Annotated in this window: 16 protein-coding genes and 1 pseudogene; 10 read left to right on the top strand and 7 right to left on the bottom strand. The window is 63.3% G+C overall.

What is annotated here, in order from left to right:
- The first annotated feature begins 44 nt into the window (after positions 1-44).
- Entirely contained in the window at positions 45-1,202 is a 1,158-nt protein-coding gene (locus HU144_RS07370; protein ID WP_235350783.1) for a calcium:proton antiporter, read from the top strand.
- A 30-nt stretch (positions 1,203-1,232) separates the two neighbouring features.
- On the opposite strand, the gene HU144_RS07365 is transcribed toward HU144_RS07370, so the two are convergent.
- Positions 1,233-1,739, bottom strand: coding sequence for a winged helix-turn-helix transcriptional regulator (locus tag HU144_RS07365; RefSeq protein WP_235350782.1), 507 nt, complete (start codon positions 1,737-1,739; stop codon positions 1,233-1,235).
- A 75-nt stretch (positions 1,740-1,814) separates the two neighbouring features.
- Here HU144_RS07365 and HU144_RS07360 point away from each other — a divergent pair, with 75 nt between their 5' ends.
- A complete protein-coding gene (locus tag HU144_RS07360) occupies positions 1,815-2,249 on the top strand; it encodes a PaaI family thioesterase (protein WP_235350781.1) in 435 nt (144 codons plus the stop codon).
- 1 nt (position 2,250) lies between these two features.
- Complete coding sequence (locus HU144_RS07355) at positions 2,251-2,757, top strand: PaaI family thioesterase (RefSeq protein ID WP_235350780.1); 507 nt, start codon at positions 2,251-2,253, stop codon at positions 2,755-2,757.
- Positions 2,758-2,768: 11 nt separating this feature from the next.
- Here HU144_RS07355 and HU144_RS07350 read toward each other — a convergent pair whose 3' ends face one another.
- The 3 genes from HU144_RS07350 to HU144_RS07340 form a co-directional block, all read right to left on the bottom strand.
- Positions 2,769-3,860: an HNH endonuclease family protein gene (locus tag HU144_RS07350; RefSeq protein ID WP_235350779.1), complete on the bottom strand. Its 1,092-nt coding sequence runs from the start codon at positions 3,858-3,860 to the stop codon at positions 2,769-2,771.
- 173 nt (positions 3,861-4,033) lie between these two features.
- Positions 4,034-5,185: a GmrSD restriction endonuclease domain-containing protein gene (locus tag HU144_RS07345; RefSeq protein WP_235350778.1), complete on the bottom strand. Its 1,152-nt coding sequence runs from the start codon at positions 5,183-5,185 to the stop codon at positions 4,034-4,036.
- A gap of 174 nt (positions 5,186-5,359) precedes the next feature.
- On the bottom strand, positions 5,360-6,157 hold the full coding sequence (locus HU144_RS07340; protein ID WP_235350777.1) for an NAD(P)H-dependent oxidoreductase: 798 nt from the start codon (positions 6,155-6,157) through the stop codon (positions 5,360-5,362).
- Between the two features lie 80 nt (positions 6,158-6,237).
- On the opposite strand from HU144_RS07340, the gene HU144_RS19405 reads away from it, so the two are divergent.
- Both HU144_RS19405 and HU144_RS07330 read left to right on the top strand, forming a co-directional pair.
- Positions 6,238-7,188 (top strand): AraC family transcriptional regulator, encoded by a 951-nt coding sequence (locus HU144_RS19405; RefSeq protein ID WP_235350776.1) that lies wholly within the window; start codon positions 6,238-6,240, stop codon positions 7,186-7,188.
- 72 nt (positions 7,189-7,260) lie between these two features.
- On the top strand, positions 7,261-7,962 hold the full coding sequence (locus HU144_RS07330) for a hypothetical protein (protein ID WP_235350775.1): 702 nt from the start codon (positions 7,261-7,263) through the stop codon (positions 7,960-7,962).
- Positions 7,963-7,974: 12 nt separating this feature from the next.
- On the opposite strand, the gene HU144_RS07325 is transcribed toward HU144_RS07330, so the two are convergent.
- Complete coding sequence (locus tag HU144_RS07325) at positions 7,975-8,829, bottom strand: sulfite exporter TauE/SafE family protein (protein ID WP_235350774.1); 855 nt, start codon at positions 8,827-8,829, stop codon at positions 7,975-7,977.
- 71 nt (positions 8,830-8,900) lie between these two features.
- On the bottom strand, positions 8,901-9,389 hold the full coding sequence (locus tag HU144_RS07320; protein WP_235350773.1) for an enoyl-CoA hydratase/isomerase family protein: 489 nt from the start codon (positions 9,387-9,389) through the stop codon (positions 8,901-8,903).
- Between the two features lie 196 nt (positions 9,390-9,585).
- Here HU144_RS07320 and HU144_RS07315 point away from each other — a divergent pair, with 196 nt between their 5' ends.
- The 3 genes from HU144_RS07315 to HU144_RS07305 all read left to right on the top strand — a co-directional run bounded on the left by HU144_RS07315 (position 9,586) and on the right by HU144_RS07305 (position 12,674).
- Entirely contained in the window at positions 9,586-10,881 is a 1,296-nt protein-coding gene (locus tag HU144_RS07315) for an MFS transporter (RefSeq protein ID WP_235350772.1), read from the top strand.
- A 61-nt stretch (positions 10,882-10,942) separates the two neighbouring features.
- Entirely contained in the window at positions 10,943-11,635 is a 693-nt protein-coding gene (locus HU144_RS07310) for a GntR family transcriptional regulator (RefSeq protein WP_235350771.1), read from the top strand.
- Between the two features lie 31 nt (positions 11,636-11,666).
- Positions 11,667-12,674: an aldo/keto reductase family protein gene (locus HU144_RS07305; RefSeq protein WP_235350770.1), complete on the top strand. Its 1,008-nt coding sequence runs from the start codon at positions 11,667-11,669 to the stop codon at positions 12,672-12,674.
- A 49-nt stretch (positions 12,675-12,723) separates the two neighbouring features.
- On the opposite strand, the gene HU144_RS07300 is transcribed toward HU144_RS07305, so the two are convergent.
- A complete protein-coding gene (locus HU144_RS07300) occupies positions 12,724-13,203 on the bottom strand; it encodes a hypothetical protein (protein WP_235350769.1) in 480 nt (159 codons plus the stop codon).
- A 343-nt stretch (positions 13,204-13,546) separates the two neighbouring features.
- Between HU144_RS07300 and HU144_RS07295 the strand changes: the two genes are divergently transcribed.
- Complete coding sequence (locus tag HU144_RS07295) at positions 13,547-14,974, top strand: MDR family MFS transporter (protein WP_328284279.1); 1,428 nt, start codon at positions 13,547-13,549, stop codon at positions 14,972-14,974.
- Between the two features lie 25 nt (positions 14,975-14,999).
- Positions 15,000-15,110, top strand: a pseudogene (locus tag HU144_RS19515) (methyltransferase); the annotation flags it as partial.
- Positions 15,111-15,194: the final 84 nt, after the last annotated feature.

Raw genomic sequence — 15,194 nt, 5'->3', positions numbered from 1 at the left:
ATCAGTCACGATGAGGACGGCCTCGAAGAACAGGAATGCCCGTCATGACTGCCGCCATTCGCAGCATCCTCACTCCCTCTGCCATCGTTCGCCTGATACTCGGCTGGGGCGCCTTCGCCGCTCTCCTCTTCGCAGGCCCACTGCTGACTCCGCCCGTTGCGGGCCCGCTCCTCGTCACCGCCCTGATCATCATCGTCGGAGTCATCCTCATCTGCGCCTTCGGCGTCGTCCACGAGGCCGAGCATCTGGCCCGCCGCCTCGGCGATCCCTATGGTTCGCTGGTGCTCACGCTCTCGATCGTGCTCATCGAGGTGGTTCTCATCGCCGCCGTCCTCCTCGGCCCCGGAGAGCACGCCACGATCGCCCGTGACTCAGTCATGGCTGTGTCGATGATCATTCTCAATGCCGTCATCGGTCTGTGTCTGCTGGTCGCGGGGCTGCGCCACGGCAGCCTCGCCCATAACCGTACGGGCGTCTCAACGTATCTGTCACTCATCATCGTCCTCGCCGCTCTCGCCTTCGCCCTGCCGGCGCTCATCGGCGCAAACGGCAGCTACGAGGAATGGCAGGAGATCCCGATCATCGTGCTCACGATCGGCATCTACGCCTTCTTCCTCTACCGTCAGATGGGCGCCCAGGCCGCGGACTTCCACGAGGTCGATCCGCGACTGACCCAGATCCCCGCCGAGGTGGGTGCGAGCGATTCCGTGCCACCGAAACTGAGCATCGTCGAGATCATCTCCACCCACCGCACCGAGATCATCGTGCGTCTGGTGCTGCTCATCGCCACGGTCACTCCGATCGTCCTGCTCTCCCACGATATGGCGTCGCTGCTCGATGACGGCTTGGGCCGCCTCGGCGCTCCTGTGGCTCTGTCCGGAGTCGTCATTGCGCTCATCGTCTTCCTCCCGGAGACGATCACCTCGGTGAGAGCGGCATGGCAGGGCGAGATCCAGCGGGTGAGCAACCTGTGCCACGGGGCGCAGGTCTCCACGGTCGGGCTGACGATTCCGACTGTGCTGCTCATCGGGCTGCTCACCGATCAGCCGATCGTGCTTGCGGAGTCCCCGGCGAACCTGCTTCTGCTTGGCGTCACGCTGCTGCTGTCGGTGACCTCGTTTGCGGCGAAGAGAGTCACAGCCATGCACGGTGCGGCCCACCTCGTCGTGTTCGCGATCTTCGGGATCACGCTCTTCTCCTGAGTCGGCCCGCCGCTGGCACTGCGCTCGATTTCAGCTCGCGCGGGATCGATCGGCGTCGCTCATGCGGGTCACGGATTCCCGGGGTGAGGAGATGGGATGGCCCGCGGCGCACTCGACGATGGCGTTCACTGGTTCGCCGCAGTCGCGATGCAGAACTTCGAGCTGTGGGCCGCCTGGGCCGACATCCTGGCCACCGCCCGATCCGACATTCTGCCCAGAACCGTGTTTGTCTCCCCATCGCAGCAGAGAGATCATCACGGGGTAGAGGTCGAGACCTTTGTCCGTCAGCCGATATTCCTTGCGGGCTCGCTGTCCCACCTCGCGGTAGGGCTTGACCGCGAGGACTCCCGCGGTGACAAGCTTGCGCAGCCGGTCGGAGAGCACAGGGTCCGAGACGCCGACATGGTCACGGATCTGGTCGAACCGGCGCACTCCATTGAACGCCTCACGGAGGATGAGCACGGTCCATTTCTCCCCGATGATGTCCAGCGTCTTCTGGATCGAGCAGTCGGCAGTATCGAAATCCAGCCAGTCCATATGCGCTCCTTCGTTTGACCGCCTGATCCATTGTAGGCTAACTTCAAATTATTCAGCCAGCTCGAAGGAGAACTCATGAATCCGCAGTCAGACTCACTTCCGGACGTCTCACTTGAGACGGCCAGCAAATTCGTCGCCGCCTCGGGACTCATCATCGACGAGGTCACGAGTACGTCAGTCCGCGGGCATGCCGACCTGGGCGCCGACCATCACACGCCCTGGGGCGTCGTCCACGGCGGCGTGTACACAACGCTCGTGGAGAGCGCCGGCAGCATCGGAGCCAGCCACGCCGTATCCGATCGCGGCGAGTTCGCCGTCGGCATCCACAACGCCACCGACTTCCTGCGCCCGACGACAGGTGCGCGCGTCGCAGTCGAGGGCACTGCCCTGCACCAGGGCCGGACCCAGCAGCTGTGGGAGGTCATCATCACCGACACCTCCTCGGACAAAGTTCTTGCCCGTGGCCAGCTGCGCCTGCAGAACGTCCCCATGCCGAAGGAAGCCAACTGAGATGAGCACCGAACCAAGTACGCGCGAAACAACGGTGACGTGGAGCGACCCCTCGGAGGGGCTGGCACTTCTGCCGACGCTGGACGGCATCGACTACCTGCGCAAGATGGCGGCCGGTGAAATCCCCGGGGCACCCATCGGCTCCCATATGGGCATGGAGATCGCCGAGGTGGGCGAGGGCACGGTCACCTTCCGGGGCCATCCGGATGAGTCCCATTACAACCCGATCGGCATGGTCCACGGCGGATTGGTCTGCACCCTGCTCGATTCAGTGCTCGGGTGCGCAGCGCACACCACCCTGCCGAAGGGCACCGGCTATACCTCGATTGAGATCAAGGTCAACTACCTGCGCCCGGTCACGGCCGACAGCGGGCCGCTTGTCGCCACAGGTCGAGTCGTCAAGCCCGGTCGCCGAGTGATCTTCTCCGAAGGCGAAGTCGTCGACAACAAGGGCAAGACCGTCGCCACAGCTTCGGGCAGTCTGCTCGTCTTCCCGCTGGAAGCCTAGTAGCGCGCGGTCTATTCCTCCGGTGCTGCGGACCCTGTTTCATCGGTCGAGCCATCCGCGCGGCCGTCGGTCGAGTCTGCGTCGCCGTCATTCGGATTTGTGGCGCCATCGGTCGGACTCGTTGAGGATTCTGCTGAGTTTGCTCCCGAGGGCTCGTCCGAAGTCCCTGCGGGGGTCTCTTCGGTGGCTGATTCGGCACTGACGCTCTCGCCCTCGCCCGGTTCCGGCCAGGCTACTTCCCCGTCGAAGGCGGGCTGATCCGCACACGTGTCGAGCACGGCCTCCATCGCGTCCTTCTCAGCAGAGGCCACCCACAGTCCGTACTTGTGCTTGATCGCGATCTGCCGGGATACGTATTCGCATCGGAAGTCCTCGTTCGGCGGCAGCCATGCGGCTGCGTCGCCGCCGTCCTTCTGTCGAATGACATTTGCGCTCACGGTCAGCAGGTTGAGCGGGTCGTTTCCGAAGTCCCGCAGTTCGTCGATGGACATGCCTGCGGCACCGGTCTGCCAGGCGTTGGAGCCGGAGACGATGTAATCGACGTCGACATTGGCGGATCCACGCTCGAAGGCGTATGACTCACCAAGGTATTTGTCGTCGAGATCACCGGCGATGGCAACACAGCCGTTGGTCTCCGCCTCGATCTTAAGTTCCTTGAGGTCGCGTCTGAGCGCATCGTTGCGTGTATCGCAGCCGTTGTCATCGACGTCCGAGGTCCAGTCGAAGAGTTCCGGGTCGTAACCGGTCCTGTGGTCTTTGATCTTGACCTCAAGCTCGTCGAGCATCGCCCGTGCCGGGCTCAACCCGGCGGTGCCTGCGCTGTCCTGTGGAGAATCGCTGCCGTCTTCACCATCGGCTGCAGGCTTCGACTCGTTCTGCGCGGCGACATCACGACCCGAATTCGCGGGCACTTCCCGGTCATTGTGCGGTCGAGTTTCCTGGCCGGGTGCCGCCGAGGCTGAAGGTCGTGAGGGCACCGGGTCGGAATCTGCTGTGCCGCCTCCGCCAGTCGACCAGGCAACTTCGCTTCCATTGACCTGGCTTGAACCGCTGCCGCCGCACCCGGAGAGCAAGGCAAGAACAAATATGGCAAAAAGGGACATTGCCCGAATTCGAGTGCTGCGAGTCGCGACTGCGGAGTTCATCGAATTGGACACGCTTGAAATGCTAGGGCAGGTTGTCACTATAGGGAACGACCCTGAGCATTCGGTAACCGATTCGTTATCTGTTGAAATCGAAACTGTCATAAAACTCTCATGTTCGGCGCCTTCGACGACTATTCGCAGCCGATTCCATCACCATCACGGTCAAGGTGAGACGCATACCCCGGGTCACCTCGGCGAACAGGTGCGGCACCGGCGTCACGAACCGCGGTGCAGTTCTTGTAGAAGTTCGAGCCCGACGATCCCGAGCCGGATGACGTCGACTTCTCACCCGAATTGCTCTTCGAACCGGAGCTCGACTTCGAACCAGTGCTCGACTTCGAACCGGACGATGCCGGTCTCTTCGTCGTCGGAGTGTCGTCTGCGGTCTTCACATTGTCGCCCGCGCCGAGTTCTGGCCATGCGACGTTCTTCGTGAACGCGGGCTGATCATCACACGCGCTGAGGACTCGCTCCATCGCGGCCTTCTCAGCTTTGACGACCCATAGCTCGTACTTGTGCTTGATCGCGATCTGACGGGAGACGTATTCGCAGCGGTAGCTCTTAGCCGGTGGCAGCCAGGTCGCGGCGTCCCCGTCGCCCTTCTGCCGGTTGAGGCTCGAGTCCACGGCCAGCAGGTTGAGCGGGTCGTTGCCGAATTCCTTGAGCGTGTCCTCGTCGAACGTTGCGGCACCGGTCTGCCAGGCGTTGGAGCGGGCAACGATGTGGTCGATGTCGATGTTGTTCGGGTCCCGGTCGAAGGCGTACGTCTCGCCCTTGTACATGTCGTTCAGATCGCCGGCGATGACGACGCAGCCCTTCGTCCCAGCCTTGAGGGTGATGTCGTTCAGGTCCCGGCGCAGCACGTCATTGCGGGTGTCGCAGCCATTGTGGTCGGCATCCGATCGCCACTTGAACAGGTCCCCGTCGTAGCCGGTCTTCGGAGCCCTGCCCTTGACCTCCAGCTCCTGAAGCATCGCCAGAGCTGTAGCGGCAGTCGTTCCGCCGGCGCGGCCCTGTTCTGTCTCCGCCGGCGTGTCCTGGCCTTCGCTGTCCTCGGCGTCCTCGTTTGGTGCTGTGGTCTCGGGCTCGGCTTCCGGCTCCGTGGCCTCTTCAGTCGCGGGGCTGGTTTCCGAGGTCCAGGATGCATCATCGGCACTGGTATCGACGTCGCCGCCATCGGCACAGCCGGAGAGAAGTGCGAGGCTGAGGATTGTGATGAAGGCGAAGACCATTCCGGCACGCAGACGGTTCGAGGCATGGTTGAGGAAGGCGGAAAAGGGCATGGGTGTCCAGTCGTGCAAAGGGGTGGGAACGTGGTCGTGGACCGTGACCGGCACTGCTGCCGACCCCCGATCCACTACAGAAAGTGTATGGCTGAACCGCACCCGTTGCACGACTTGCGGACACATAGAGACGCATTCGTTATCGACGTCGTGCAGGTCACTCCCCCAACCCGTTCAGTCGCTGAGGTGGATGCCCAGGTCCACGCGTCCGGGGTTCACATCGTCGACCAGGGCCCGGGTCCTGCGGTCGTAATCTCCGCCCAGCATCGTCCGATACGGGCGGACCCGCTCGCGGGGAAGGCCCGCCAGCCGGTCCGTCAGTCGCTGTCGTTCTTCCTCGCGCCCGGCGTCGCCGATACCGGCCACGTCATAGACCACGTGGAGGTCGAGCGCTTCGATCCCCACATACCACAAGGCACCATGCGTCAACGGGAAGAACAGGGATTCCAGGTCGCCGCTGATTCCGCGCGGGCTCAGCGTGCGCTGGTCGTCCCCAGCGGTGACAATGATCAGAGCCCTCCTCCCCATCAGCCGACCGTCGCCATACCGGCGCGGCAGCCCTGTGTCCTCGTCGACGTCCCCCTGTGCGAATCCGGTTTGCAGCACCCGGTCAAGCCACCCCTTCAGCATCGCGGGAGGCCCGTACCACCAGAGCGGAAACTGCAGCACCAGCAGCTCAGAGGCCGCCAGGGCCTCTTGTTCTCGCCTGACCTCGGGTTCAACTTCGCCACGTGCATACGCCTCGCCTGCCAGGTCCGAGACGTTGCCGGGGACCGTGGACAGGCTTCCCAGATCACGCTCACTCAGTGCCGGGTCGAATCCGTCGGCGTAGAGGTCGGACACAGTCACGTCATAATGTTCGGAAAGTGCAGAGCAACCTGCCCGGAACAGATGCTGGTTGAAGGAGTCTGCCCGTGGGTGCGTGTAGACCCAGTGGGCGCGGCCTGGCGTAGGTTCATGAAATGAGTTCATATGCCAATTTCACCGCACATGAGTGAGACGCAGAATCGCCCACAGTCTCATAAAAATCATTCAGCGTCTAAACTGAGAGAGTGGACACGCTCTCCGATGTACTCACACACATCCGCTCCTCTGGCGCTCTGGTGGGCAGGACTCTCGCGAACCCGCCTTGGTGCGCCACCTTTGCAGAGGACGCTTCCCTGTCACTGATCACGATGCTGCGCGGGGAAGCATGGATCGTCGACGGCGAAGTATCCCATGAGCTCTTCCCCCGCGACATCGCCATCGTCGTCGGACCAGCACCCTTCGACGTGACCAGCGACCCCGCAGCGAATCCCATCCCCATGTACGTTCAGACCCAGACCGGAGTCTGCTTCGCTGATGGCGGCGCGCAGTCCGAGAACATTGCTCTGGGCGCTCGAACGTGCGGGGTGCAGTTGGATGCAGATGACGCCATGCTGACCGGTTCATTCACCGTCACGGGGCGCATCGCCGATCGCCTGCTGAACACTCTGCCACGGGTCCTCGTCGTGCCGCGGGCCGTGCAGCGCACAGCGGCGCTGCAGCTGATGGAGGCAGAGATCCTGCGTGAGGAACCGGGACAGCAGGCCATCCTCGACCGATTGCTCGATCTGGTGCTCGCAGGTGCCCTGCGTGACTGGTTCGCCCTGCCTGAGGCGAGGGCGCCGGGCTGGTATCGGGCAAATTCAGATCCGATCGTGGGCACCGCATTGACAGCCATGCACGAGGCCCCACACCGAGCTTGGACCGTCGAGGCGCTGGCGCGTCAGGCACTCGTCTCGCGTGCCACCTTGGCGCGCCGTTTCACGGATCTGCTGGGCGAGCCTCCGATGTCGTATCTGAACGGGTGGCGACTGTGCCTGGCCGCCGACCTCCTCGAGCGCACCGATGCCACAGTTGAGTCCGTGGCCCACGAGGTCGGCTATTCCAGCGGCTACTCTCTGAGCACCGCCTTCCACCGCGAATACGGCGTCCGGCCCAGTCAGCACCGTCAGGCGACAGGAAAACAGGCAAAGAGCTGAGGCAGCACACCGGCTCGTGCCATGGTGGAGGAGAACGCATTCGTCGGTGACGAAGGAAGAAGGGAGGCGATCTTGCGACACGATGCAGAACGACCGCAGACCACTGGCCTGATCACTGACGCCCCGGTTCCCGAGCACTGGATCCAGGTGTTGGCGACGATGCGTGCGAACCCCTTCACCCGCCTCAGTCTTGCCGAGGTCCAGGCCGAGGCGCCCCACATTCTCATCGTCTCCCCCACTGCCGAGGTGGCCCGCACCTGCTTCGCCGAGCTTCTGGGCAGCGCTGGTTCAGACACCGACACCCGTGCCACGGACGATTTCATCACGGCCATGAGCGCGAAGGAGGTTGTGCCCGCCGACGTCCCCGCGGGGACGTGGATATTCCTTCCCCACCGACAGGACGGGTGGACGGAGCTCGAGACCGCCTCGGCGAGGGTGCGTGCGGCGCTGGTCAAAGAGAACACGGCCCGGGAACAGAGAGAGAAGCTCACCCTCATCGAGTACGGCATCAACCTCTGGCTGTGGGCCGAACCGCCCTACGGCGGCGGCGATCCCGTCTGCCACGCCGGTGAACTCATCAGCTGGGAAAGCGCATGGACGCTGAGTGGGGCGAGCGACACAGGATCTGCTGGCGCGGGATCCGGTGGCACCGGACCCAATAGCACGGGAACTGCTGGCACCGGATTCTCCGCCCGTGCGCCGGAAGTCTCCTTGCGACCGCCCATCTATTTCGGCCTGCCCGCCGTGCTGCGTGAGCGCCGTCGGGACGGATAGGACGAGGTCCGATCACGACACAGCGACCACGACTCCGGCTGTGATCAGCAGGATGACGTAGCCCCAGGCGTGGATGATCTCCGGGATCTTGGGCACTCGACGACGCAGCAGAACTATCAGCGGAATCGCACCGATGAGGAGAGCAAGTGCCGAGCGCAGATCCACAGAGCCGACCATTCCCGGGACCTCGGTGGAGGCATGAGTGGTGATTGTGACGAGGACCGCGGGGAGCATGATGACCAAGGTCAGCGGGTTGGCCAGCGTCGTGGCCACGGTCATCGTCGCCCCGGACCGGCGCATCATCGGCACGGTCATCACACTGCCGCCGACGCCGAGGAAAGACGCCAAGCCTCCGATCGGGAACCCGAACAGGGCGGCGATGCCTCGACCACCCTCACCGAGATTCTCATCGCCTCCGACTCCATTGGCTCCACCATCCCGGCTATCGCCGCCCTTCCCACCTTTCGTGCGAGCCTTCGCCCCACCTCGGCGGAAGAAGCCGGGGCGGGCCAGGAGGTCGATCGCAGTCACGGCGATGTAGATGACGAAGCCCCACTTCACGAGCGTTTCGGGTGCGAATTTCGCGCAGAAAGCGCCGAACGCCCCACCTGCCGCCAGGAGGATGAACAGCCACCACTCCCCCTTGAGGTGAGTCAAGGTTTCGCGTTTGGTTGAGATCGTGGAGACGACGGCGTTGACGAGCATCACCAGCGCCGAGGTGGCTGCGGCCACCCGTGCCGTGTCACTGCCGAGGTCGGCGTGGACGAGGGTGATGATGGGGACGGTGACGAAGCCGCCGCCGAATCCGAACAGCACAGTGGTCAGTCCGACCAGAGCGCCGACGAACACCAATCCCAGAAAGTCCACTCGCCCATCTCACCCCACGGGCACCTCGGCGGGCAACCCTGGCCGCTTCGTCGCTCAGTCCTTGTAGCCAGTCAGTCGTTCTTCCGTGCGAACGCGAGCGCGAACTCTTTCCGGCTGTCGGCCAGCGCCTCTCGTTCGAAGCTGTTCTTCCACGTGCGGTGCAGACGCTTCTGCTGCGCGATGACCGCACGATCGGCCTTCATCGTCTCGTGGAGGTACTCCAGCGCCCAGGCTGCAACCGCACTGTCCTCGACGACCGTGTTGAGGAAGCCGCATCTGTCCATGTTCTTGATCGCTTCGCACACCTGCCCCAGCTGGGTGATCGTGTCAAATGCCCGGCTCGGATTCGAGTGGTTGAACTGTGCGGTGTCCATTCCTGCGGAGAAGCCTTTGTCACCCGCGCCAGTGAGCAGGATACCGCGCAGCTCGTGATTCTCCGATGCCGCTTCGAAGGCGTAGATGAGAGCGTCGAGCATGCCCGGGCGCAGCGCATTCGCGCTGGTGGTGTTGTCGATCGTGATTGTGAGGATCCCATTCTCGCTACGGGTGGGTCGGATCATCGAGGGCTCACTTTCGGTGAATGCGGAACGGCTTGGTGCGGGTGCGAGTCGGCCCCAATATCGTCCCACGCCGAGGTGACGCGAAGGACATCACGATCGCCATGGAGCGGCCCCGCCCGGGGTGAGATCGTCTTGTATCCAAGATGGATCCAAGATACGTTGTGTGAGTATATTCCACAGAACACGGAAGGCGTCGATGAAGACCCGCACTTCGGCACAGGCCAAACTGATCACCGCGCAGCTGCTCTCTGGAGCCGGAATCGCCTCCGGCTACGCGGTCGGCGGTCTGCTGGCCGAGGAAATCACCGGCAAGACATCCATGGCGGGCATCGCGCAGATGAGCGTCATCCTCGGTGCCGGCCTCATCGCCTACCCCCTGGCCGTGTTGGCGGGCAAAGCCGGTCGGCGAACCGCACTGACGCTGGGATTCGGCATCGGCGCCCTGGGTGCGACGGTCGTCCTCCTCGGCGTCGCGTTTTCGTTCCTGCCCCTGTTCATGGTGGGCATGATGATGTGCGGCTCCGCGACCGCATCTGGCCTGCAGGCTCGCTATGCGGCCGTCGACCTCGTCGATCCGAAATCCGCTGGGCGGGCCATGTCACTGGTGGTGTGGGCGACGACCATCGGCTCTGTCCTCGGGCCCAGCTTCACCGAACCCGGCGCTCACCTCGGCGCGGCACTGGGCATGAACGAACTGGCCGGTCCCTACCTGATCTCGATGACTGCCTTCGGGCTGGCGACCCTGGTCGCATCGACGCTGACCAAGAAGATCAAACCGGGAGCCACCGAGGCGAGCGCTGAGTCCGATGAGCCCGCCGTTGAGACTGCGACGATGAAGCTTGGTCCGGCGCTGCGCTTCGCCGCTGCCCGCCCGGTGCCGCTGTTTGCCATGGTCACGATCATCGCCGGTCAGATGATGATGACCAACGTCATGGTCATGACGCCCGTGCACATGGACCACCAGGAGTTCTCTCTCGGCGCGATCGGCATCGTCGTCAGCGTGCACATCGCCGGCATGTACGCCCTCTCCCCCGTATTCGGGTGGATGGCTGATCGCTTCGGACCAGGAACGGTGATTGCCGGCGGCGTCGTCATCTTCGCCACCGCCATCACCCTCGGCGTCGTCGACGCCGCCGCCGAGGTCTCGTCCATGATTCTGCTCAGCACGGCGCTGATCTTCCTCGGCATCGGCTGGTCGATGTTCCTCATCGGCGGGTCCGCGCTGCTCACAGCCTCGGTGCCGCGTCATGCGAAGGTCCCCCTGCAGGGTGCATCGGATGCGGCGATGAACCTCGGCGGCGCTCTCGTGGCAGGTCTGGCCGGCACCGTGCTGCAGGCCGGAGGCTTCCTGTGGATCAACATGATGGCCAGCATCGTGCTCCTCATCGCCCTGGCATTCTCAATCCGGGCCGTTCCTCTGATGCGTTGGCCCGGGCGGACGCAGAGATCCGGCTCGGTGGAGGACGTCGAGGAAGCTTCGCATGTAAGTTGAGAGGGCAGATTGACACAGACGCAGGAGGGAATCCGATCCGGCAGATGAGAGGATTGCGGTCATGACCAGCAGCGGCAAGACCCCGAGTGCGGCCGAGCGCGCCTACCAGCTCATCCGCGCTCAAATCCTCAACGGCACTCACCAGCCTGGGACAATGCTGGGCGAGACCGGCCTGGCATCCGACCTCAAGGTCAGCCGCACACCGGTGCGGGTTGCTCTTGCTCGCCTCCAGGACGAGGGGTGGATCGTCATCTATCCCAAGCGCGGGGCCATCGTGCAAGGAGTCGATGAGCGCACCGTCGCCGAACTCGCCGATGCCCGCTTCGTGCTGGAGACGACGGCCGTCGACCGGGCCCCGGATGCGCTGCGGCAGAAGCTGGCGGATGCCCTCGACGCCTCGATTCACGCTCAGCGCGAGGCTTTCGACGCCGGTGACATCGCCGCTTTCATCGACCTGACGCTGCAGTTCCATCGCGGCTTCGTCGAAGCCGGTGACAACCACGTGATGCTCGAACTCTATTCCCAGCTCTCCGACCGACACCGCTTCATCCTCTTCGCCTCCGGGGACCGCCTCCTCGACCGGTGCGAGGAGATCATCGCCGAGCACGTCTCCTTGGTCGAACACCTGCGCACGGGCGACTCGACCGGGTTCGCGAACATCCTGCGCGGACACCTCGCGGAGAACGCACCGCCCACGGCCACCTCGGCGAGGACGTCAGCGGCATTCGAATCCACGATGCTCCGACAGCACTGACAAGCGCGCCTTCCAGCAGTAGGCTGGGTCCATGGAGCACAGATATCTTGGAAACAGCGGCCTGAAGATCTCGGAGATCACCTACGGAAACTGGCTCACCCACGGCTCCCAAGTGGAGAACGACACGGCAACGAAGTGCGTTCATGCAGCCCTGGACAACGGCATCTCGACCTTCGACACCGCGGACGTGTATGCCAACACCGTTGCCGAGCAGGTCCTCGGTGATGCGCTCAAGGGTCAGCGTCGCGAGTCCCTGGAGATCTTCACCAAGGTGTACTTCCCAACCGGCCCCAAAGGTCACAACGACACCGGGCTGTCCCGCAAACACATCATGGAGTCCATCAACGGCTCCCTATCCCGCCTGGGCACCGACTACGTCGACCTCTACCAGGCCCATCGGTACGACTATGAGACACCGCTGGAAGAGACCATGCAGGCGTTCGCGGATCTCGTGCGCGCCGGCAAGGCACTCTACATCGGCGTGAGCGAGTGGAACGCCGATCAGCTGCGTGCAGCACACTATCTGGCCCGTGACCTGGGCATCCAGCTCGTGTCGAACCAGCCGCAGTACAACATGCTCTGGCGCGTCATCGAGTCCGAGGTCGTCCCGGCCTCGAAGGAACTCGGGATCTCGCAGGTCGTGTGGTCACCGATCGCCCAGGGTGTGCTCACCGGCAAATACAAGCCGGGCCAGCCTGCCCCTGCCGGGTCACGTGCCACCGATGAGAAGGGCGGCAAGGACATGATCACCGACCGCTATCTTGACGATGAGACGCTCAATGCTGTGGGCAAGCTGGAGCCGATCGCGGCCGACCTGAACCTGACTATGGCGCAGCTCGCCATCGCCTGGGTGCTCGCCAACGACAATGTTGCGACCGCTCTCGTCGGCGCATCACGTCCCGAGCAGGTGGAGTCCAATGTCGCCGCGGCCGGGGTGAAGCTCGACGCCGAGGTGCTCGCGCGCATCGATGACGCCCTCGGTGATCTGCCCGAAACGGATCCGTCGAAGACCAAGTCCCCGCCGACCCGGATCGTGTAAGCGAGTAGGAGCATCGGCTGATAGGCGTCTCTGAAAGTCTCCTCAGCTACTAGCTGTTGCTGTTGCGCAGCGGAGTCAGCTGTGCAGTGTTGCTGCGGGGTTCCACAATGAGGAATGACGCGGCAGCAGTGAAGACTCCAGCCGTCAAGGCCGGCCCACCGAGTGCTCGCATGACGTCTCCCAGCGACTCGAAGGTATATGTTGACGGGCCGCCGGTCAGAACGAGGAGCACTGCGAACCCGATCAGCGCCGAAATGACGCCGAGGACGAAGAAGAAGGCGAGAGCAGATTTACGACCCGGCAGCGCACGAAGACTGAGACGAAGTACTCCGTAGGCCGGCACTCCGATAATCAGTCCCAGAACGGCACCTGGCACCAGGAAGAAGAGTATATAGGCGAGCCCTTCCAACAGTTCGAAGAAGCTGGCAGGAGGCGCGTTGAACAGATACAGACCCAGTGCGGCTATAGCGCCGATACCCGAAGTCAGCAGCACGAACCGACCGAGTGTGCCCCATCTACTGAAGGCCATTCCCGTCTCCCTTCGCTCCTCACCATTGTCGCCGATGTCGAATGCGAAGCGAAGCTCTGCAGCGTTCCCTTCGACACGGACATTGATTCGACATGGACACCGACATGTTCTCCTCCGCTATGAGCCTTTCTCACCTGAGGACTGAGGCCAGGCGGTCGCCTCCGAGACATCTCCATGACACCTGTGCCTTGACCTCTGCCGATACCCTGTCCCTAGAGTCCGATCCGACGGGGAGTAGACTCGCACGGCCCGGTTGAGCACCGACGCGATGCGGATGGTCGGATCTGTACCGCTGCCGACTGCGCCGGCGAAGGCAGACGTTGAAGGGAAAGAGGGAATTTCAGTGACAAAACAGGACGACGGGCAGTACACAGCAGCCGATGGCAAGCCGATCAATCGGAATGTGGTCCTGGCAGTCCTCGTCTCCGGTGCCTTCGTCATCATCCTCAACCAGACGCTGCTCAACACCGCACTGCCCGCGTTCATGCAGTCCTTCGACATCACGGCCAGCGCCGCGCAGTGGGTGACGACGAGCTTCATGCTGGTCAACGGCATCATGATTCCGATCACGGCTTTCCTGATCCAGAAATTCACCACACGCGGCCTGTTCCTCACCGCAATGCTGCTCTTCATCGTCGGCACACTCGTCTGTGCGCTGGCGCCCACCTATCCCGTCCTTCTCCTTGGACGTGTGATTCAGGCCTCGAGCGGTGGCATCATCATGCCGCTGATGCAGACGATTCTGTTCGCGATCTTCCCGGTGGAGAAGCGCGGCACAGCGATGGGCACGTTCGGACTCGTCATCGCCTTCGCCCCGGCCATCGGCCCGAGCCTCTCCGGCTGGATCGTTGATCACCTGCCGTGGGAAGTTCTCTTCTACATGATGCTGCCGATCGCGATCATCGACATCATCGTCGCCTACTTCATCCTCAAGAACGTCACCGAACGCACCTTCCCAAGGCTCGACGTCCTCTCCATCATTCTCTCGACATTCGGCTTCGGCGGGCTGCTGTTCGGCTTCGGAACCGCCGGTGACGCAGGCTGGCTGAGCTTGGAAGTACTCATCCCGCTGGCCATAGGTGTGATCTCGCTGGCCATCTTCGTGCCGCGCCAGCTCAAGCTGGACCAGCCGATGCTCGAGTTCCGAGTGCTCCGCTACCGCATGTTCACCCTCAACACCGCACTGGGCATGTGCGTCTTCATCGTCATGATCGGCGGCATGATGATCCTGCCGCTCTACATGCAGAACATGAACGACTTCTCCGCCATGGAATCGGGCCTTGTGCTTCTGCCGGGTGCGGCAGTGATGGGGCTGATGTCGCCGGTCACAGGCAGAATCTTCGACGCCATCGGCGCCAAGTGGCTGGCTGTTGCCGGGTTCACCCTGCTCACCGTCACCACATTCCTGTTTGCCGATCTCGAGGCCGACACCTCGTTCACCTTCCTCGCCGTGGTCAACACGATCCGTATGTTCGGTGTGGCCATGGTGATGATGCCGGTGACGACGGCGGCACTCAATCAGCTGCCCCAGAGTCTCATCCCACACGGGACTGCACTCAACAACACCCTCCGACAGATCGCCGCCTCGGTGGGCACCGCTGTCCTGGTCACCATCATGGTCTCCACAACACGCGACCCCGAAGTCTACGGAGTCGAAGGTCTGGTCCACGGTGCCGACGTCGCCTTCTTCGTAGCCGCGGTCATCGGCATATTCGGCGTCATCGGGTCCTTCTTCATCAAGAACTCGCACGGGCTGAAGGCAGAGGACTGAGGGAGCTGACAGGTCCGGCGACAACAAGGCGATCCATGACGCGATCGCCGATATCCGTCCGGGCGATGTCGTCGTCATTGAGGATAGCGCAGAGACGGAGCGCGCTCTGATCGGTGAGCTGATCGTCGAGCGTATTCGTGATGCCGGCGGGTCCTATCGCCACGGCCCCGGACGCCATCAGGTCCCGACCTCCATCGGAGAAGTGGTGTGCCACCCGGGT

It is taken from the genome of Brevibacterium sp. UCMA 11752 (assembly GCF_021532235.1).
In the GTDB taxonomy this organism is placed as follows: domain Bacteria; phylum Actinomycetota; class Actinomycetes; order Actinomycetales; family Brevibacteriaceae; genus Brevibacterium; species Brevibacterium antiquum.
The sequence above is the reverse complement of the archived record's forward strand: the minus strand, read 5'-3'. Positions and strand labels throughout refer to the sequence as shown.